Source organism: Pseudodesulfovibrio sp. lm2024 (genome assembly GCF_051175575.1).
Lineage (GTDB): Bacteria > Desulfobacterota > Desulfovibrionia > Desulfovibrionales > Desulfovibrionaceae > Pseudodesulfovibrio > Pseudodesulfovibrio caledoniensis.
On record NZ_CP195092.1, the window covers coordinates 2,440,511 to 2,459,771 of the forward strand.

Annotated in this window: 20 protein-coding genes; 2 read left to right on the forward strand and 18 right to left on the reverse strand. The window is 62.6% G+C overall.

Annotation, left to right across the window (positions count from 1 at the left end; translation table 11 throughout):
* Positions 1–104: 104 nt before the first annotated feature.
* Positions 105–638: a DUF2867 domain-containing protein gene (locus ACR42D_RS11650; protein ID WP_484566975.1), complete on the forward strand. Its 534-nt coding sequence runs from the start codon at positions 105–107 to the stop codon at positions 636–638.
* A gap of 90 nt (positions 639–728) precedes the next feature.
* Here the strand turns inward: ACR42D_RS11650 and ACR42D_RS11655 are convergent, their stop codons facing one another.
* From ACR42D_RS11655 to ACR42D_RS11735, 17 genes are all read right to left on the reverse strand, one after another.
* A complete protein-coding gene (locus tag ACR42D_RS11655) occupies positions 729–1,541 on the reverse strand; it encodes a DUF169 domain-containing protein (protein WP_484566976.1) in 813 nt (270 codons plus the stop codon).
* An 89-nt stretch (positions 1,542–1,630) separates the two neighbouring features.
* The gene (locus ACR42D_RS11660; protein ID WP_484566977.1) at positions 1,631–2,434 is read right to left on the reverse strand and encodes a 4Fe-4S binding protein; all 804 of its coding nucleotides are present in this window, start codon (positions 2,432–2,434) and stop codon (positions 1,631–1,633) included.
* 348 nt (positions 2,435–2,782) lie between these two features.
* Positions 2,783–4,240, reverse strand: coding sequence for an NADH-quinone oxidoreductase subunit N (locus ACR42D_RS11665; RefSeq protein WP_484566978.1), 1,458 nt, complete (start codon positions 4,238–4,240; stop codon positions 2,783–2,785).
* A 12-nt stretch (positions 4,241–4,252) separates the two neighbouring features.
* Positions 4,253–5,788, reverse strand: coding sequence for a complex I subunit 4 family protein (locus tag ACR42D_RS11670; RefSeq protein ID WP_484568461.1), 1,536 nt, complete (start codon positions 5,786–5,788; stop codon positions 4,253–4,255).
* A 23-nt stretch (positions 5,789–5,811) separates the two neighbouring features.
* On the reverse strand, positions 5,812–7,611 hold the full coding sequence (locus ACR42D_RS11675) for a Na(+)/H(+) antiporter subunit D (protein WP_484566979.1): 1,800 nt from the start codon (positions 7,609–7,611) through the stop codon (positions 5,812–5,814).
* On the reverse strand, positions 7,601–7,864 hold the full coding sequence (locus ACR42D_RS11680) for a hypothetical protein (RefSeq protein WP_484566980.1): 264 nt from the start codon (positions 7,862–7,864) through the stop codon (positions 7,601–7,603). Before ACR42D_RS11680 ends, ACR42D_RS11675 begins: the two co-directional genes overlap by 11 nt.
* A gap of 10 nt (positions 7,865–7,874) precedes the next feature.
* On the reverse strand, positions 7,875–9,419 hold the full coding sequence (locus tag ACR42D_RS11685; protein ID WP_484566981.1) for a monovalent cation/H+ antiporter subunit D family protein: 1,545 nt from the start codon (positions 9,417–9,419) through the stop codon (positions 7,875–7,877).
* A gap of 5 nt (positions 9,420–9,424) precedes the next feature.
* Positions 9,425–9,733 carry an NADH-quinone oxidoreductase subunit NuoK gene (nuoK, locus tag ACR42D_RS11690; RefSeq protein WP_484566982.1) on the reverse strand — a complete coding sequence of 103 codons (309 nt, stop codon included), beginning with the start codon at positions 9,731–9,733 and terminating at the stop codon, positions 9,425–9,427.
* On the reverse strand, positions 9,733–10,257 hold the full coding sequence (locus ACR42D_RS11695) for an NADH-quinone oxidoreductase subunit J family protein (protein ID WP_484566983.1): 525 nt from the start codon (positions 10,255–10,257) through the stop codon (positions 9,733–9,735). Before ACR42D_RS11695 ends, nuoK begins: the two co-directional genes overlap by 1 nt.
* 1 nt (position 10,258) lies before the next feature.
* Positions 10,259–10,846: a 4Fe-4S binding protein gene (locus ACR42D_RS11700; protein WP_484566984.1), complete on the reverse strand. Its 588-nt coding sequence runs from the start codon at positions 10,844–10,846 to the stop codon at positions 10,259–10,261.
* Between the two features lie 10 nt (positions 10,847–10,856).
* Positions 10,857–11,840 carry an NADH-quinone oxidoreductase subunit NuoH gene (gene nuoH, locus ACR42D_RS11705; protein ID WP_484566985.1) on the reverse strand — a complete coding sequence of 328 codons (984 nt, stop codon included), beginning with the start codon at positions 11,838–11,840 and terminating at the stop codon, positions 10,857–10,859.
* A gap of 9 nt (positions 11,841–11,849) precedes the next feature.
* Positions 11,850–13,022, reverse strand: a complete 1,173-nt coding sequence (locus ACR42D_RS11710) for an NADH-quinone oxidoreductase subunit D (protein WP_484566986.1) — start codon at positions 13,020–13,022, stop codon at positions 11,850–11,852.
* A gap of 42 nt (positions 13,023–13,064) precedes the next feature.
* Complete coding sequence (locus tag ACR42D_RS11715) at positions 13,065–13,592, reverse strand: NADH-quinone oxidoreductase subunit C (RefSeq protein WP_484566987.1); 528 nt, start codon at positions 13,590–13,592, stop codon at positions 13,065–13,067.
* Positions 13,593–13,594: 2 nt separating this feature from the next.
* Complete coding sequence (locus ACR42D_RS11720; protein ID WP_484566988.1) at positions 13,595–14,140, reverse strand: NADH-quinone oxidoreductase subunit B; 546 nt, start codon at positions 14,138–14,140, stop codon at positions 13,595–13,597.
* On the reverse strand, positions 14,119–14,496 hold the full coding sequence (locus ACR42D_RS11725) for an NADH-quinone oxidoreductase subunit A (protein WP_484566989.1): 378 nt from the start codon (positions 14,494–14,496) through the stop codon (positions 14,119–14,121). The genes ACR42D_RS11720 and ACR42D_RS11725 overlap by 22 nt, the downstream gene beginning before the upstream one ends.
* Before the next feature lie 297 nt (positions 14,497–14,793).
* Positions 14,794–16,131, reverse strand: a complete 1,338-nt coding sequence (locus ACR42D_RS11730; protein WP_484566990.1) for a diguanylate cyclase domain-containing protein — start codon at positions 16,129–16,131, stop codon at positions 14,794–14,796.
* Between the two features lie 8 nt (positions 16,132–16,139).
* Complete coding sequence (locus ACR42D_RS11735) at positions 16,140–16,844, reverse strand: 2-phosphosulfolactate phosphatase (protein ID WP_484566991.1); 705 nt, start codon at positions 16,842–16,844, stop codon at positions 16,140–16,142.
* Between the two features lie 182 nt (positions 16,845–17,026).
* Here ACR42D_RS11735 and ACR42D_RS11740 point away from each other — a divergent pair, with 182 nt between their 5' ends.
* Entirely contained in the window at positions 17,027–17,977 is a 951-nt protein-coding gene (locus tag ACR42D_RS11740) for a UDP-glucuronic acid decarboxylase family protein (RefSeq protein ID WP_484566992.1), read from the forward strand.
* 73 nt (positions 17,978–18,050) lie between these two features.
* On the opposite strand, the gene ACR42D_RS11745 is transcribed toward ACR42D_RS11740, so the two are convergent.
* Positions 18,051–19,184, reverse strand: coding sequence for a glycosyltransferase family 4 protein (locus ACR42D_RS11745; protein ID WP_484566993.1), 1,134 nt, complete (start codon positions 19,182–19,184; stop codon positions 18,051–18,053).
* Positions 19,185–19,261: the final 77 nt, after the last annotated feature.

A 19,261-nucleotide genomic window follows, 5' to 3' on the forward strand; every position in this document is an offset into this window, starting at 1 on the left:
TCTCTACTATCTATTAAAATCATTATTCTTGATTTTTTTGTATAGTAATTTTACATTAGAGTCAACCTAGTCGAAGAAAGACCATACCAACAACGGAGGCTGCCATGCCGGACCGCGGTCATCTCGAAACAATGCCGTTCCTTGCCGGACACCTGGCCCACGTCGACTACCTGCACGTAAAGACCATGGAGTCGCCGCAATCGCTGCGTGAATTCGCGGCGGCATGTCTTTCCTACATGCCGGGCTGGATGCGTTTTCTTTACCGCATCCGGGAGTATTTCGTCATGCTGCTGGGAACACGGCAGGAGGAAGTGCCGCGCAAGGAGGACATCGCCCCGGAGGCCCTCTCGTTCACCCCGGGGGACTTGGGCGCGTTCTTCACGGTCCTGGACGGCGACGAGGATCGCTTCTGGCTCGGCGAGGCGAGCGACGGGATGATTGCCGGGCACCTGGCCTTTGTCCGCGAGCCGGGGCCGGACGGTCTCAACCGGTTTCGCCTGGTCACGGCGGCCACCTATCTGCGCTGGCAGGCCCGCATCTACTTCACGGTCATCCGCCCCTTCCACCACTTGGTCGTGCACACCATGGCCCGACACGCCCTTGCAATGTCCCTTCGGCTGCCCCACCCGCAACGGTAACGAAACGTTTTGGAAAAGGATGGACGCCGGGCCAGCCAATAAAAAAGGGCGGGAGCAACGCTCCCGCCCTTTTTATTGGTTCATGCAGCCTCAACCGGCCAGCTTCGCCCACGAGGAAAGCTGGAAAACGCAATCGTCGGCTTCGGCCTCCATGCGCTCGAACAGCGGCATGGGCACGGTGAAGGTCAACACGTCGTCCCGGAATCGTTTGCGCATCATTTCCCGGCCATCAAGGCCCATCATCCCCAGGACGGCCCGGGGATTCCCGGCTTCGGACTGGGCATAGGCGAACGCGGCCAGACTGGTGCAATCCGGCCCCTGGGGGACCTGGACCGGATCGACGCCGGGCATGACCGACCCGGCCAGGGTGACCAGGCCGGAGAGCTCAACCGGATTGACCGGAAAAATGACCGCCCGGATGTTTTCGCCGTTTTCCACCCGGCTCAACGGCTTGAACAGGACATAATCGTACGGGATGTCATAGCGGGGCAACTCGTGCAGGATCCAATCCCTGGCCAGATCGCCGGAGCTGTGTCTGCGCTCGCCATATTCGTACATGTCCCGCCAAGTGCGGGGAATGCCCTCCATGACCGTTTCATAAGCCTTCTTGTTGCGGGCAGAACGCACACCTTTACTGAACAGGGCCGCGTGCTGATCGAGCATTTCCTCGGACGCATCGAAGTCGACGCCGAGCCCCAGGGCGGCGCGTCCTCCGGGGCACATGACGGTCTTACGGCTGCCGGCCGCAGTCTTCCCGTTCAAGGAAGCCTCGGCAAAGAGATAGAGGGTACAACCGAACCTCCCCTCCTTGAATTGGAAAACGTCATCGGGAACGTCGTCGCTCCAGACGATCGCCACTGGCTCGAATTCCGGATCAAGACTGCGTACGAGCGAGCTGTCCATAACTCCTCCTGTTGCCGGACGGTGAATTTGTTCCCACCGTATCCGACATCTTCAGTCCCAGGCAAGGCAAGAACAACTCACCGAGCGGCCTAGAGAAAATACTCCGGCTCCTTGCGCTCGGCGCAATTCTCGTTCAGCCACTTGGCGAAGCCCTCCACCGGGCTGCCGGTCCTGGTGGTGCGGGCGTGCTCGGGGCAGACCTTGATGCAGGCGCAGCACATGATGCACTTATCCGGATCCGTGCTCTTAAAATCCGCGTCGTCGATGGCCCCGACCGGACACTGCTCGGCGCAGACGCCGCACAGGACGCACTCGTCGCCGACCTGGATGAAGTCCACCGGGCCGCGCGGCTTGCGCTCCTTGTAGGGACGGTCGCCGGGGATGGCCGGTTCGGATGCCGCGCCGATGTCGGCGAGCGCATCCAGGGTACTGCGCACCTTGCGCCCGAAGTCCTCGGCCCCGCGCAAGTCGTCCGCGTCGGGCCGGGCCACGGCCACGGGATACTCGTCGCTGGAAAAGGAATGCTCGCCGATGAAGGCCGCGCCGCCCAGGACCACACCGCCCTGTTCGGTGACGATGTCGGACAGCTCGATCAATGCGTCCTCAAAGGCGCGATTGCCGTACACAACCGCGCAGACAACGGACGTCCCGTCCAGATTCAGGCTGCGCAGCCACGGTTCGAGAAGAAGGGGGATGCGCCCGCCGTAGACCGGCACGCCGACCACCAGCAGTTCGTCGGCCGAGGCCGAGAGCGGCTCCCTCCGCGCCCCGGGCATGGTCAGGTCCGCGTCTTCGGTTACGTCATAGCCCAGCCCATCTGCAATGGCTTCGACAATGGACGAGGTGGTTCCGGTGGGTGAAAAATAGGCCAGCTTCATGGATCGGATATTCATGGCAATCATCCTGCGCGTGTTGGAGTGAATAGACAAAAGGATCAAGTGGACCGCGTCCCTCCACACGTTCCAGGCAGCAGCCATATCCGCCGTTTGCTGCTGCTTCCTTCTAAACCGCCCTCCCACCCTGGTCAAATACATCCCACGAAAAAACACCCACACCTCCCGCGAAGTGGCCCACTAAATTTAGGAAGGGAGATGGGGATGGGGGGTCGGGGGAAGGGGAAGAGGGAAGCCCTTTTCTCAAAGGATTTCCCTCTTCCCCTTCCCCCGGCCGCCGGAGGCTGCAACCAATAAAAAGGGCGGAAGCACCGCTTCCGCCCTTTTTATTGGTTTATGCAGCCTGTCCTAGTGCCCGCCGCCCGCAAAGGTGACGGTGATGCCGTACAGGGTCTTGCCTGCGTTGATGGCGAAGTTGAACAGGGGCGCCGGGACCATGCCGATGAGCAGCACGGCGGCGGCCAGCATGCCCGCGCCTGCGGAGGCGAACCAGCCGTTATCCGGCGGAGCCGCCTGGCTCGGCGCGGACTCTTCGGTGAAGGCGTGCCGGAACAGGGACAGGTAGTAGAAGATGGCGATGGCCGAGTTGACCACCAGGGTGATGACCAGCCAGTTGTAGCCGTGATCCCAGGCGGACTGGATCAGGAAGAACTTGCCCATGAAGCCCATGGTCGGCGGCAGGCCAACCAGGGCGAACGCGCCGGCGGCCAGCGAAAACGCCAGGACCGGGGCCTTCTTGTACAGGCCGTTCAGGTCGGACAGCTGGAGGTTGCGGCCGTCACTGGCCACCCGGCTGACGATCCAGAACACGAGCAGGTTCATGACCAGGTAGGCCATGCCGTAGAAGGCGGCCGCGCCGAGGCCCTCGGGCGTGCCCGAAACCAGGCCGACCATGATGTAGCCTGCATGGGCCACGGACGAGAAGCCGAGCAGTCTCTTTATGTCCGTCTGGGCCAGGGCCGACAGGTTGCCGAAGGTCATGGACAGCGCGCCGAGCACGGCCAGGATGGTGGTGATCTCCAGGCCGGGCTTGAGCAGCACGGCCAACCGGCACAAGACAACGATGGCGCCCATCTTGGGCATGGTCGCCACGAACGCGGCGGTCTCGTTGCTGGCGCCCTGGTAGACGTCCGGGCACCAGAAGTGGAACGGGAACAGGGCCAGCTTGAAGAACATGCCGCCCAAAAAGAGCGACAGGCCGACAACGGCCATGGGCTGGTCGGCGAAGGACCAGGGCTTGTTCATGAGCTCGGCGATGTAGGTCGTGTGCTGGGTGGCCATGATGTAGGACAAGCCGTACAGGGCCAGGGCCGTGGCGACCGCGCCGAACATGATGTACTTGATGCCCGCCTCGGCCGCGCCCTTGTCCTTGGCGCGCAGCGGGATGACCGCGTACATGGAGTAGGAGGCCAGCTCCAGGGCCAGGTAGATGGTGATCAGCTCCACGGAGGAGGCGAGCATCATCAACCCCAGGGTGGAGAAGCCGAGCAGCATGTAGTAGTCCGCCCGCTTGCCCTCTTCCAGAGTCGGCTGGCGCGAGGCGTTGAGCACGACCACGTAGAAGCCGAAGGTTATGACGATCTTGAAGAACTGGGACATGAGGTCCACTTTGTAGACGTCCCAGAACATGGATCCATGCAGATGGAAGCCGGTGATGGTCACGAAGAATGCGGCGCAGGCGCCGAACGGCAGCCATTTCTCAACCGGCGGTTTCCACTCCCTGCTGCCCAGCGACTGGACCATGAGGGCCAGCACCATACACAGGAAGAACAGTTCCGGGACAAGCGCAGTGATGTTGAAGTTCACGTCGTAAGCCCCCTATTCCTTTTCCGCCAGCAGGCCCGAGAGGTCGGCGGCGGCTGTTTGCATAGGCTGCTCGGCTTCCACGGCAGCGACCTTGCGCTGGTCGAAGTCGTTGAGCAGCTTGTTGACGGACGGGTCGATGATCTTGAAGAAGCCGGTGGGCGCCAGGCCGATCCAGAGCACGAACACGGCCGGGATGGTCAGGTAGATCCACTCCCGCGCGTTCAGGTCGCGCCAGGCCTTGGCCGTGCTGGGCTTGCCCCAGGCCATCTTCAGCGAGACGCGGAACATGTAGGCCGCGCCGAGCAGCGCGCCGGGCACCAGGAACATGCCGATGAACGGAGAGTCCTGGAAAGCGCCGATGAAGACCAGGATTTCACCCACGAACCCGTTGGTTCCGGGGAATCCGAAGGAGGCCAGGGCCATCAACCCCCAGAAGAACATGAAGGCGGGCAGATACTTGCCGAGGCCCATGTTCTTGCTGATCTCGCGGCTGTGGCTGCGCTCGTAGACCGCGCCGATCATCATGAACAGCGCGCCGGTGACGATGCCGTGGTTGAGCATCTGGAAGAGCGCGCCTTCCACGCCGCGCTGGTTGAACAGGAAGATGCCCAGCGTCACGAAGCCCATGTGGCCCACCGAAGAGTAGGCGACCAGCTTCTTGATGTCGGACTGCCCCAGGGCGATGGCTCCGCCGTACAGGATGGACACGATGGAGATCGCGATCATCATGGGGGCGAAGTACTCGCTGGCCGCCGGGGTGAGCGGCAGGCAGAAGCGCAGGAATCCGTAGGTTCCCATCTTCAGCAGCACGGCCGCCAGGATGACGGAACCGGCCGAGGGAGCCTGCACGTGGGCCGCGGGCAGCCAGGTGTGGAACGGGAACATGGGCACCTTGATGGCGAAAGCCAGGGCCATGGCCAAAAACGCCCAGAACTGGAAGCGGAAGCTGAAGTTCATCTGCATCAGGTCCGGAATGGAGAAGGTGCCGCCCGTGACCCTGAAGGCTACGATGGCCGCCAGGAGCAGAGTGGACCCCGCCAGGGTGTACAGGAAGAACTTGAGCGACGCGTACTTGCGGTCGTCGCCGCCCCAGACCGCAATGAGCAGGTACATGGGGATGAGCATGGCTTCCCAGAACACGTAGAACAAGACCAGGTCCAGGGCGCAGAACACGCCGAGCACCGAGGATGTCATAAACAGCAGGCAGAAGTGGAATTCCTTCTCCCGCTTGCCGATGTAGGTCCAGGAGCACATGACGCACAGCGGCAGGACCGCGATGGTCAGCAGGACCATGAGTATGCTGATTCCGTCCACGCCGAGGTAGTACTGCAGGCCCCACTGGTGGACCCAGTCGATCTGCTCGACGAACTGGAAATCAGCGTTGAGTTTGAAGCCCATGAGCGGCACAGCCAGCAGACACTCGATGAGGGACACCGCCATGGTGTAATACCTCACCACCTGCGGGGCCCGCAGGAAGAAGAGTCCGCACGCCGCGATGAGCGGGAATGCGATCAATATTGTGAGTACCGGATATCCGAAGTCCAAAATGAGCTCTCCTTAGATTGTCCGGCTTAGCCGAAGTACCATACCAGGGCGAAGATGCCCAAGCCGAGAACGGCGGCCAGCGCCAGGTAATCCTGCAGGTTGGCTGTCTGGACCTTGGCCCCCGCCCTGCCGATGTTCCTGACGGTGTAGGCGCTGCCGTCCACCACCGTGTCGATGCCCTTCTTGTCGAACCAGGAAGTGCCTTTCCCCATGCCGATGAGCGACCGCAGGCCGACGGTCCGGTAGACCTCGGTCCAGACGTCGTCAACCTTGGCCGAAGGCCAGCAGACGGCCTTCATGGTCACCTTGCCGATGAGGCGGTAGAACCAGTCGAAGTCCAGGTTGAGCGCCTTGTGCGGCGTGATGATGTAGCGGGTCAGGTAGAAGGCCAGGCCCGAGAAGCCGAGCAGCAGGCCCGCGTTGATGACCTTGTCGATGGTCCAGGGATGGAAGGCGTGCCCTTCCACCGCCATGGGCAGGTACTTGTAGAGCATGTGGGGGTAGACGCCCTGGGCGATGCAGAGCAGGCCGCACAGCGCCATGCCGACGTACATGTTCACGGGCAGCGGTCTGACCTCGCCCGTGAATTCCTTCTTGCGCCCCCAGAACGCGAAGTACGGGAGCTTGATGCCCACCGAGATGAACGTACCGACCGCCGCTATCTCCATGCCCAAGGCGAGGAAGGTACGGTGATGTTCGGCAGCGCCCGCGATGGTCATGGTCTTCGAGATGAAGCCGTTGAACAGCGGCATGCCGGAGATGGACAGGGCCGCGACCATGTACCAGACCATGACCCAGGGCAGCTTGGTGACCAGGCCGCCGAGTTCGTCCAGTTTGGCCGTGCCGACCGAGTACAGGATAGCGCCGGTGCCCATGAAGAGCAGCCCCTTATAAAGGATATGGGCGTAGGCGTGGGCCACGGCGCCGTTGATGGTCATTGCCGTGCCGATGCCGATGCCCGCGACCATGTACCCCACCTGGGAGACGATGTGGTAGGACAGGATGCGCCGGGCGTTGTTTTCGATGCACGCGTAAAGGACTCCGTAGACCGCCATGAAGGTACCGGCGATGGCCAGAACCTCCCAGCCGGCAAAGCCCCGGCAGAGCACGTAGACCGCGGTCTTGGTGGTGAAGGCGCACATGTACACCGCACCGGCCACGGACGCGCGGGGGTAGGCGTCGGGCAGCCAGGCGTGCAGGGGCACGACCGCGGCGTTGACGCAGAAGCCGGTCAGGATCAGCCAATCGTAGAGATGGGCCTCGGCCGGGTTGACGAGGTCAAAGGCGAAGCCGCCCGTGGCCTTGTATTTCAGGAGCAGGCCGCCAAGCAGGAACAGGCCGCCCACCGTGTGGTACAGGAAGTAGCGGAAACCGGCGTGCACGGATTCCTGGGTTCTGGCCTGCCAGATGAGGAAGGTCGAGCCGATGGACATCAGCTCCCAGAACAGGAAGACCGTCAGCAGGTCGCCCGCGAACACGCAGCCGAATCCGCCCGCCACGTAGAGCGAGGCGCAGACATAGTGCCCTTTGTCCTCCACGTGCATGCCGTAGATGCAGCCGATGAAGGAGATGATGGCGAAGACCTGGCCGAAGACGATGGACAATTTATCCACGCGCCCGAAGGTCAGGGCCTGATCAAGGTAGTGCAGCACCCCGTAGGAGCCCGCATTCACCGTGAAGATGGAATACAGGGCGATCAGCGGCGGGATGATCGCCAGCGCGCCGCGCAACGCCTTGTTCTTCCACAGGCTTGCCGGCATCAGGGGCACCAGCAGGGCCAGCAGGAGGAAGCCCACCGCGGGGTGGATGAAGATATCAGTCCCCATAGTAGTCCTCCTTGCGGGCGATGAACGGCTGGATGATCTTCTTCATGATGATGACCATGGCCAGCCCGACGACAAGGCCGAATCCGGCGAAGAACCCGGGGTACTTGTCGAGACCGAAGTGCGGATGATGCGTGACGAACGGGATGTTGAGCAGGACGAGCACGCCCAGCACGACGAAGAAGATGGTCCTCCACGTCTTCCAGTTGTCTCTCCATTTGGCGAGAAGCTCGCCCAATCCATTTTGTTGACTCATATATACCCCCCTAGAACTTGCCGAGAACGTTGACGAAGTTCAGGAATGTCTGCGGATACAGACCCAAGAACACCGAGATGAAGGCCGTGATGCACAACGGGATGACCATGGTCATGGACGGCTCGTTGTACTGGCCGATGTTGGCCTCGGGCAGGGGCTTCTTGAAGAAGGCCCTGTAGGTGATGGGCACGAAGTAGCCCGCGTTGAGCGCGGTGGACAGGAGCAGCGCGCACAGAAGCGGCCACTGGTGCGCGTCCAACGTGCCGTTGACCAGGTACCATTTGGAGACGAACCCGCAGACCGGCGGCATGCCGATCATGGACAGGGAAGCGATACCGAATGCGCCGAAGGTCAGCGGCATGCGCCGTCCCAGGCCGTCCATCAGGCTGATCTTCTTCAGATGGCAGGCGACATAGATGGCGCCCGCCGCCATGAACAGCGTGATCTTGGAGAAGGCGTGGTGGGCGATGTGCATCACCCCGCCCTGCACGCTCGAGTCGACCAGCATGGTCACGCCGAGCACGATGTAGGACAGCTGGGCCACGGTCGAGTAGGCCAGCCGCGCCTTGATGTCGTCCTTGGTCAGGGCGATGAACGAGGCCACCGTCAGGGTGAAGGCCGCGATGTACGCCGTGCCCATGCCGATGGACAGGTCGCCGAGCCAGGAGCCGGGCGACCCGATGTAGAGCTGGCTCATGGTCAGGGCCGCGGCGGTCTTGGTCCCGAAGGCCGAGAGCACGATGCGGCAGACGCAGAACACGCCCGCCTTGACGACCGCCACCGCGTGCAGCAAGGCCGAGACCGGGGTGGGCGCGACCATGGCCGAAGGCAGCCAGTTGTGGAACGGCATGAGCGCCGCCTTGCCGATGCCGAAGATGAACAGCCAGTAGGTCAGGGCGACCAGCCTGGGGTGTTCGGCGATGACCTGGGCCGAGAACATGCCGTGCTGGATATCGGCCAGGTTGAAGTCGAGGTTTCCGACCAGCACGTAGGTCAGAACCATGGCGGGCAGCAGGAAGAGCTTGGAGGTACCCATCAAGTAGACGATATACTTGCGGGCACCGACCTTGGCCTCGTCGTCCTCGTGGTGGTAGACCAGCGGGTACGTGAACACGGTGATGACCTCGTAGAAGAGGTAGAGCGTGAACACGTTGGCCGACAGGGCCACGCCGATGGCGCCGAAGATGGCCACCGCGAAGCATACGTAGTAGCGGGTCTGCGCGTGCTCGTTCAGGCCGCGCATGTAGCCGATGTTGTAGCTGGTCACGAAGAACCAGAGGAACGGGGCGATCAGGGCGAAGACCATGGACAGCCCGTCCGCGGCAAAGGCTATGGTGATTCCCGGCAGGATGGTGGTTACGTGGTAGTAGAGGACCTGTCCGGCGAGGACTTTCGGCGCCATCCAGAGCACCGAGGTGAAGGTCAGGAACGCACCGATGAAGCTGATCGCCTCCCGCCGGTTCTCTTCCCCTCTACAGAGGTAGATGAAGAGCGGCGTGAGGAGCGTGAACACCACCGGCAGAAGAATGGGACTATATGTCGTTACACCTTCCATAATAGTTATTCCTTCAGAGTAGTGATGTCACTGGATTTGGCGGATTTGAAACGCCTTGCAACGACCACGATCATGGCCAGGACCAGCGTGGCTTCGGCTGCGGCCAGCCCCATGACGAACAGGGTGCCGAGCTGTCCGAGGACCGCGCTGAACTCGGTCAGCTGCGCGGCCGCCACCATGGACAGCCCCGCGCCGTTGAGCATCAGCTCCACCGAGATCAGCATGCCGACGAGGCTCCTGCGCTGGGTCAGGCCGAACAGGCCCGCGCACAGGAGAATCAGGGCGACGATTTGATAGAGGGTCAGTGCGCTCATTATTTGTCCCCTCCGTTCTTTTGGCCCCGCTTTTCCCAGACCAGCAGGACGGCGCCGGACATGGCGACCATCAGGATGACCGAGATCAGCTCGAAGGGCAGGAAGTAGGAACCGAGCAGCCCGTCGCCGAGCTGCTTGATGGTCACTTCCACGGGCACGGCCACGGACGCGGCGGGCCGGGTCATGACCAGCCAGCCCAACAGGGCCGCCGGGGCCATGGTGGCCGCCAGGCCGTATACGTAGCGCTTCATGGGCGCCTTGTCGGACTCGTCGCCGCCCTGCTCCGCCCGGGTCAGCATGACCGCGAAGAAGATCAGAACGCTGACCGCGCCGATGTAGATGAGCAGTTGCATGAAGGCCATGAAGGGCGTCGCCAGGAGCAGATACATCCCGGCCACGCCGACCAGCGTGGTGATCAGGCCGATGAGGGCGCGCACCAGGCTGCCGCTCGACACGGCGAGGACGGCCCCGCCCAGAATGACGAGCGTGTACACGCCGAATGCTATTTTTGCCAAGACTTCCATATTAGGCCTCCTTCTCCGCCGCGGCCGGGGCGGCCTCGGTCTTGGGGGCAGGCGCGGAAAGCTCCGTGGCCTGCTCCTTGAGCCGGGCGAGAAGATCGATTTTCATCTCTTTTCTGGAAGTCGCCACCCAATAGATATTATTGGAGAATTTCAGCGACTTGGCCGGACAGTTGTCGATGCAGGTGCCGCACAGCGAACACAGGGTGTAGTCGTAGATGAACTTGGCCGGGTTCTTGGGGGCCTTGGGCTTGACGACCTTTTCCCCCGCTTCCTCGGCCGCCTTCATGGCCGCTTCCTCGGCCGCTGTGGGCTTGGGAGGCTTGGACTTGACCACGGTGAGGCATTTGCTCGGGCAGTTGGTCACGCACATCATGCAGGAGATGCACTTGGGCATGGCCGGGTCCTTGGGCTTGCCGATGAGTTCGACGTGCCCGCCGTATGTTTCCAGATTCTCGTCGTCGATGACCTGCCGGGGATAGTGGACCGTGATCAGGGGCTTGCAGAAGTACTTGCCCGTGATCTTCAGGCCCACGATCAGGGACCAGCAGTCGAGAATCGGCTGAATGACGTTTTCTTTGAATTTACCCATTTCTACCCCCCTACAGCTTCACGATCAGCGCGATGGCCAACAGGTTGAAGGTGGCCAGCGGCAGCAACCATTTCCAGTTGATGTTCAGCAGCTGGTCGAACCGGACTCGGGGGTAGGTCCAGCGGGCCCAGACCATGAGCGACAACAGGGCGTACGTCTTGACGAGCATCCACCACCACCCGTCGATGCCGGGGATGGGGCCGTGGTAGCCGCCCAGGAACAGGACGGAGCAGACGGAGCACATGACGACCATGTAGCCGTATTCCGCCATGAAGAAGAGGCCGAAGCCCATGGAGGAATACTCGGTGTGGAAGCCTGCGGTCAGCTCGGACTCGGCCTCGGCCAGGTCGAACGGGGCGCGGTTGGTCTCGCCGAACATGGCGATGATGAAGACGAAGAAGGCCAGGAAGGTGAACGGGTTCCTGAAGATGAACCAGTTCCAGATGTACCCTTCCTGCATGGCCGTGATCTCGGTCAGGCTCAGGGTGCCGGTCATGAATGAGATGGCCAGCACGGTGAGCAGCAGCGGGATTTCATAGGCCACGGTCTGGGACACGGCACGGGCCGCACCGAGCACGCCCCATTTGTTGTTGGAGGCCCAGCCCGCCAGGATGACGGCCAGCCCGTTGAAGCTGGAGAAGGCCAGGATGAGCAGCAGGCCGAGGTTGACGTCCATGCCGGTCAGCACCGGGCCGTACGGGATGGGCAAAAAGAGCAGCAGCACCGGCAGCATGGACAGGATCGGGGCCAGCCAGTACAGGGCCGCGTCCGCGTTGTCCGGGGTCAGGAGCTGCTTGCTCATGAGTTTCAGGCCATCGATGAGGGGCTGGAGCACGCCGTGGGGGCCGACCTCGAAGGGGCCGGGACGGCGCTGGATGTGGCCCGCGAACTTGCGCTCGCAGTAGACCCACACCAGGGCGTTTATCCCCAGCCAGGCCATGGCGGCCACCGCCGCTATGATCAGGACTAACAGGTTTGTTACAAATGCGTTCATGAATTCCCCCTACCGGTCGATTTCAGGAATGATCAGGTCCAGGCTGCCCAGGATGGCCACGGCGTCCGCCAGGAGCGTGCCGGTGGCGGCCTCGGCGAAGGCGCTCAGGTTGGAGAACCCGGGCGCGCGCAGCTTGACGCGGTACGGCACCTTGCCGCCGTCGGACACGACATAGACGCCGATCTTGCCCCGGCCGCCCTCAACGTTGAAGTAGGCCTCGCCCGCCGGCGGCTTCATGGACGGCTTGGGAGCCTTGTCCACGATGTGCTTGCCCTCCGCGGAAGGGAGCTGCTCCAGGGCCTGCTCGATGATGCGCAGGGACTGCTCCATCTCGGCCAGGCGGACGTGGTAGCGCCCCGCCGAACAGCAGGTGTCGCTGGTGGGAATCTCGAAATCGAAACGGTCGTAGATCGAGTACGGCTCGCCCTTGCGCACGTCGTAGGCGACGCCGGCGCCACGGACCACGGGACCGGTGCAGCCGTAGCGGCGGCACATGTCCTGGTCGATGATGCCGATGCCCTCGATGCGGCGGCGCAGGATGAGGTTCTCGGTGACGAGATCATGGTACATGGGCAATCTCTCGCGGAAGTGCGGGATGAACGCCTTGATCAGTTCGATACACTTGTCGTCGAAGTCCATCTGCACGCCGCCGACGCGGAAGTTGCTGTAGGTCAGCCTGGAGGCCGACGGCCTCTGCAGGATGTCCAGGAGCATTTCACGATCGTCGAATGCGTACATGATGGGCGTGAACGCGCCGAGGTCGAGGATGTACGCGCCCCACCACAGCAGGTGGGAAGCCAGGCGGTTGAACTCGGTCATGATGACCCGCAGGTACTCCGCCCTTTCCGGCACCTCGATGCCCATCAGTTTTTCGACCGCGCCCACGTAGGCCCAGTTCCAGGCCATGGCGTGGCCGTAGTCGACGCGGCCCATGTTGGGGATGAATCCTCCCCAGGTTTGGGTCTCGCCCATTTTTTCATGCATGCGGTGCAGGTAGCCCAGCACGGGCTCGGCACGGACGATGTATTCGCCGTCCACCTCGATCACGATCCGCAATACGCCGTGCGTCGACGGGTGTTGCGGACCCATGTTGATGATCAGGGTGCCGTCCTGCTTCCCGGCCTCGAACTTCTGGGTGTAGAAATCACCCTTCATTTGTTCTGTATTCTGGTAAGCCGACATACACTCTCAGTCCGGTGTTTGATACCGACCGGTCGCCCCGGCCTACGCGTCGGAGGCCTCCCCGGCCTCCGCTTCCGCAAACAATGCTTCCACTTCCGGGGAGCAGGACACGACTTCACCCAGGGTGAGCAAATCCTTGACGGACTTGCGCACCTTGTCGGTCTTGCGCAACGGGAAGAGATCCTTGTCCTCCACCGGCATGAGCAGCGGCACGAGGTTGGGATTGCCCTCGAACACGACGCCGTGGAAGTCGCGGGTCTCCCGCTCATGCCACTCGGCACCGTCGAAGACGGATGTGATGGACGGAACCACGGGGTTGTCCTTGTCCGCGAGGACGCGGAGGACGACCCGCTCGTTCGGGGTCCATCGGTTGAAATGGTATTGCACCAGAAATCCCTCATCCACGTCCAGGGCGAGGATGTCCTCCAGGGAATACCCGGCCTCGAACAGCTTCCCGGCGGCCTTGAGAATCTGGCCCGGCGCCAGAAAGACCGACCAGGCGTGCCCTGTGGCCGCCGGATCCTGTTTGGCGACGCACTTGGTCGCCACTCCTTCCAAAGGCTGCAACATGGCTAACCCTCCACCTTGGCGGCGACGGGCCACCAACGTTTGCCGGTGATCAGGCGCTGGAGCTCGAAGAATCCCTCGAGCAGCCCCTCGGGCCTGGGCGGACAGCCCGGCACGTAGACATCCACGGGGATGAGCGTATCCACGCCCTGGATCACGTTGTAATTATCCTTGATCTTGAAGGGGCCGCCGGAGATGGCGCAGTTGCCCATGGCGATGACCCACTTGGGTCCGGGCATCTGCTCATAGAGCCGGACAACGGCCGGCGCCATCTTCTTGGTCACGGTGCCGGCCACGATCATGACGTCGGACTGGCGCGGCGAGGGCCTGAAGACCTCGGCCCCGAAGCGGGCCATGTCGAACCGGGCCATGCCGGTGGCCATCATCTCGATGGCGCAGCAGGCCAGACCGAAGGTCATGGGCCACAGGGACATGGAGCGGCAGACGTCGAAGATGTCCTGGGCCAGTTTCATGTTGACGATGGGCGGATCCATGCGATGGTTGCCCGCCGTCAGGTACTCCTGTTGCACTACTGAATCCTGCGCGGCCATGTGAACACCCCTTTCGCCCAAAAATAGATGACGGAGAGAATAAGGAAGAACAGGAAGATGAAGACCTTCACGAAGGGCACCCAGCCCTCGGCGTCAATGTACGCCGTGGAGACCGGGAACAGGTAAAGGACGTCAACGTCGAAGGCCAGGAAGATCAGGGCGTATACATAATAGGATACGCCCCACCGGGCCCACGAACTGCCGTAGGGGATCATGCCGCATTCGTACGGCATGCCGATGTCCCCTCCCCTCGCTCTGGGGGCGAGCAGTCCTGCCAGGATCAACGGCCCGATGGCAAACAACAGGCCAGCGAGCAGAAACAAGACAATTGCAAAATGCAGCCAATTGAAAATCATACCCCATCCTTTGGCAGTAAATTTGCGGGAATCTTGAACCAATAAATTTTTCAAGAATTAACGAGTTCCATGCCCCGAAAAAAGCCCCAAGTCAAGCACCTTGCGCCTTTTTTCATAAAGAACCCACCGCCTAAGTATGTAATTTTCTTCACTCTGCCCAGCCCCCGCCCCGCCTTGCTTCCCGAGCATGCGCCCCTCCTCCGGCAAGGCGGAAAATCATAGCCTGCGAGAATGAAAAAGGGCGTTCCGCCCATGCGAAACGCCCCTTGAAAAAACGCTCAGAAAAATGCCGCCGATCTAATCCGGCGAATCATATTCGGCAAAGGTGCCGTAATCGGCCCTGCCTTTTTTCTTGGCTCCGTACATGGCCGCGTCCGCGCGGCTGATCAGGGTCACGGTGTCCTTGCCGTCGTCGGGGTAGAAGCTGATGCCGATGGTCGCCCCGATGACCAGTTCCAGGCCGCCCACATCGTAGGGCTGCCGGACCACGTCCAGGAGGTTGCGGGTGAAGCTCAGGGTGCCCTCCTGGTCGGTGACCCCGGGCAGGAGGATGCCGAACTCGTCCCCGCCCAGGCGGGCCAGGGTGTCGGACTCGCGGGTGCGCTGCTGCAGCCGCTCGGCGACCTGACGCAAGAGTTCATCGCCGGTCTGGTGGCCGTGGGTGTCGTTGACCCGCTTGAACTCGTCAAGGTCCACGAAGAGCACGGCCACCTTGGTCCCGTAACGTTTGGCCAGAGCCAGGGCGTGCTCCAGCCGGTCGAAGAACCGGTGGCGGTTGGCGATGCCGGTCAGGCTGTCCAGGGTGGCCAGCCGTTTAAGCTCAAGCTCGACGTTCTTGCGTTCGGTGATGTCCTCCAGGACCCCCTCGATGAAGGCCTCGCCGTTGTCCGGCCTGATAATTCGGGAAGACTCCGAGCACCAGACCACCTGCCCGTCGCGGCGCTGCAGGCGGAACTCGAAACCGGTCACGGCCCCGTTGAGCTCCATGAGCTCGTGGTACATCAACCGCTCGCTCTCCTCGGGCATGAACCTGTCCCGGAAGGCGGTCCTGCCGACCACGTCTTCCATGCGGTCGTAGCCGAGGATGCGCAGCATGGCCGGGTTGGCCTCCAGGAACTCCCCTTCCGGGGTGCATTGAAAAATCCCCTCGATGGCCCGCTCGAAGATGGACCGGTACTTCTCCTCGGCCACGCGCAGGGCGGCCTCGGTGCTGCGGCGCTGTTCCACCTCCCGCTCCAGCAGGACCTTCTGGCGGTTCATCTCCAGGAACGCCTTGACCTTGCTGATCAGAATGTCCACGTCCACCGGTCTGAAGAGGTAGTCCACGGCCCCGGTCCCGTAGCCCTGGCGCACGTTCTCCTCGTCCTGGAAGATGGCGGTGATGAAGATGATCGGCACGCTGCGGCTGCGCTCGTGCTCCTTGATCCTGGCCGCGGCCTCGTACCCGTTCATGCCGGGCATCTGGATATCCAGAAGAATCAACGCGAAATCGTCGTTCCGGGCCAGATCCACGGCCTCCAGACCGCTGTCCGCCTGGACCACCTTGCACTCCACGTCGCGGAGCATGTGGTCGAGCAGGGCCAGATTGGTCCGGGAGTCGTCGACGATGAGGATCTTCTGCAACGGGTCGTTCATGCTTCCCCCTAGGCGGTCTCCCTCGCGGGGACGTCCACCTTCTCGAGCCGCACGCCACCCTCCACAGGTTCCCCCTTGAGGATGAAATCGAAACGGTCCAGGTCCATGCACAGGTCGAAATCCTCTTCCGGACAGTCCTCGCGGGCGTCATCGAAGAACTTAGCCGCAGTGTCCACGTCGTGGAGAAATTTCTTCAATGTCTCGAAGCTGTTGGGATACTCCTCGATCTCGTTCTTGATGTACATGGCGCACATCATGTCCTCCTGGGCGCGCATGGTCCCGCCGGTGCCCATGGCCACCAGGGTGACCACCTCGGGCTGCCTGGCCAGCACGTAGTCGACCACGGCCTTGGCGTTGACAAAGGAGCCCATGACGACCTCGTCCGCGTTCTCGCAAACCATCAACCCGCGCGTGCCCGCGTTGGTCACGTGGATCACGGTCTCGCCCCTGATATCTGCCTGCTCGATCAGGTACGGGGAGTTGAGGTAGTCGAAATCGCTGGGCGAAACGTCTACCAGCTCGCCGATGACCTTGCCGCCGCGTTCGGCGGCCATGGCCCGCGCCCGGTCCAGGCTGTCGGTGACGATATACTCGGCCACGCCCCCGGCCGCCAGGAAGCAGCCCAGGGTGGTGGACCGGAAGACGTCCACGATAACGACCAGACCCTTGGCGCGCTGCGCGCCGGACAAACATTCCACCACATTCACGATCATCGGAAAATCCTGTCTTGTTGATGCCGGGCGGCCTGTTCCGAAACCGCCCCAACCTCTTGAATCTCATGCGGAACACGGTCGCCCGAAAACGGTTTACCATCCCTCTTAAACCCGCAACGCACGAACAGTAAAGGTTTTTCCGCCCTGTTGACTGCCCGGCTATTTTATTGCAAACCAGCGGCATGATGAAAAATCGCGTACTCGTTACCGGCGGCTCGGGGTTCCTCGGCTCGCATTTGTGCGAACGGCTCCTGGACATGGGCCGGGAGGTCATCTGCGTGGACAACTTCTTCACCGGAAGCAAGTCCAACATCCTGCACCTGCTGGACAATCCCTTCTTCGAGGTCATCCGGCACGACGTCACCTTCCCCCTGTACGTGGAGGTGGACGAGATATACAACCTGGCCTGCCCGGCCTCGCCCATCCACTACCAGCACGACCCGGTGCAGACCACCAAGACCTCGGTCCACGGGGCCATCAACATGCTCGGCCTGGCCAAGCGTCTGCGGGCCCGGATATTCCAGGCCTCCACCTCCGAAGTCTACGGCGACCCCGAGGTCCATCCCCAGCCCGAGGGCTACTGGGGCAACGTCAACCCCATCGGCCTGCGCTCCTGCTACGACGAGGGCAAGCGGTGCGCCGAGACGCTGTTCTTCGACTACCACCGCCAGCACCGGCTGGCCATCAAGGTCTGCCGCATCTTCAACACCTACGGCCCGCGCATGGCCATGAACGACGGCCGGGTGGTCTCCAACTTCGTGGTCCAGGCCCTCAAGGGCGAGGACATCACGGTCTACGGCAGCGGGGACCAGACGCGCAGCTTCTGCTACGTGGATGACCTGGTGGACGGCATGGTCCGGTTCATGGAGAATACGGACGACGACTTCATCGGGCCCATGAACCTGGGGAACCCGGCGGAATTCACCATCCGCGAGCTGGCCGAGACGGTCATCGACCTGACCGGCTCCGGTTCCAAAATCCTCTCCAGGCCCCTGCCCTCGGACGACCCCATGCAGCGCAAGCCCGACATCGGCCTGGCCCGCGAAAAGCTCGGCTGGGAACCGCACACCGACCTGCGCGCCGGACTGGCCCGGACCATCGAATACTTCGAGAGCGAGCTGCAGTCACTGTAGCCATGGATCGACGCGTGAAACGCGAAGCGGCCGGGGGATGCCATCCCCCGGCCGCTTCGCGTTTTCCGGTCCGCTATCTTTCGGCCAGCGCCCGCTCGACCATTTCAATATACGGCTCCAGTCCCGAGCGCACGTCCTCCGGCCACTCAAACGGCCCGGGCCTCGGCTCGTCCGCCACCCGGCGGACCAGGGCGGCCATACTCTTTTCGTCTGCCGGATCGGGAAAGACCCAGCGCGGCGGCAGGAAGCGGGCGCTCCCGTTCAGCCCGCTCGACACGGATCGGCAGCCGCAGGCCAGGGCCTCGAGCACGGCGTTGGAGCAGGCGTCGTAGAACGAGGCCAGGATGAAGATGTCGGCCGCGCGGTAAAAGGCGGGCATGTCGTCCACCCGGCCCAGGAAGCGGACTCGGTCGGCCACGCCGAGCTCTTTGGCCAAACGTTCGTACTTGGCGGGGTTGCGCCCCCCGGCCACATGCAGGATGAAATTCTCGGGCAACAGGGACATCATGCCCACCAAATGGCGGATTCCCTTGAGCGCGAAGTTGGTGGCCGCCGTGGCCACCACCACCTGGTCTTCCGATATCTGGGACGCGGCCCGCAGCCGCAGCCGCTCCTGGCTGCCGATGGGCGAGAACCGCTCCAGGTCCGGGCGGTTGTAGACCACGTCTATGGCGTCCTTGTTCAGGGACGGGTGCGCCTCCACCAGCCAGTCGCGGACCAGGTGGGAGACGCAGACGATGCGCGGGGTGCGCCGCATGCGGATGCGGTCGATGAGGTGGATGGCCCAGTTGCCGGGGGACAGCCGCCTGCGCAACATCTTGAAGGAGCGGGCGAACCCTTCGGGCCAGGCCCGCCGGGACAGTTCCCAGAACTTGGAGATGGGCCCGCCGCCGATGCGCAGGATGTCCTGGTTCAGGGTCTTGCCCATGCCGAAGACGAGGTCGTAGCCGCCGTTGCGGCACGCCTTGTCCGCAGCGTAGGCGAACCACAGGACCTTGACCAGGCGGAACGCCCCGAAACGGCCCAGTACCAAGGGCTCGACCCCGTCGGGCGGATCGGTCTCGCACCGGGCGCAGATGAAGTCCACCGCATGGCCGCGCGCGGCCAGGGCCTCGCTCAGCCGCCAGGCAAAGGATTCCGCGCCGCCGTACCGGCTCAGCCTGGGCATGGTCACGGCCAGCCGCGCCTTTCTTACCGCTCTTTCCATGAATGGGACTCTTGAACCTTTTTTACGGTTTGGCAACCACGGAGTTGCCCGCCGGACCAAAGACGGCTATTCATTCC